Source organism: Pseudomonas sp. AC229 (assembly GCF_979254655.1).
Window position 1 is genome coordinate 1 of sequence record NZ_CEEDHK010000039.1, and the last position, 548, is coordinate 548.

General features: G+C 57.5%; 1 pseudogene. It reads right to left on the bottom strand.

Annotation, left to right across the window (positions count from 1 at the left end):
* Positions 1-542, bottom strand: a pseudogene (locus AC0IW7_RS24745) (hypothetical protein); the annotation flags it as partial.
* Positions 543-548: the final 6 nt, after the last annotated feature.

Below are 548 nucleotides of genomic sequence, written 5' to 3' on the forward strand. Positions count from 1 at the left end.
CTGGTGGTTAAGTCTTCTACTCCATAGCCATTGGCGCCCAACGTTGCATTGGTGCTGTAACCCACCACGACCTGACCGTCACCGCTGACGCCTCGGGCGACGCTGATGTCTCCGGCTCTCAATACGCCGAGATCGGTCATAGCGCCGCCTTCCCACCTGAATGCACGGCCGAAATAAACAGTGGCTGTTGAAGTGTCTGCGGTACCAACCACGACCTCTCCGTTATCGCTAATGCCATAAGCGTCACTGGCCAATCCACCCAACGAGCCTAGATCCAACTCTGTATTTGCCGCGATGTCCCACCGGAAGGCGCGTCCGACTGCGACGCCTCCTGCGAGACCCCAAGAGGTACCAACCACAAACTGGCCATTTGCGCTAACGCCATTTGCGGCATTTCGCCAATAACGTGGAAAAATATCGGGAATCGTCTGGAACCCGGTGGTCGCGCTCCAATATGAAGGGTCTCCACCGGCTAACCCAACTACTACCTCCCCATTGCCGCTAATCCCTTTTACCGCGAGCCCAGCGGCACCGTTCTGCAAGCTCCC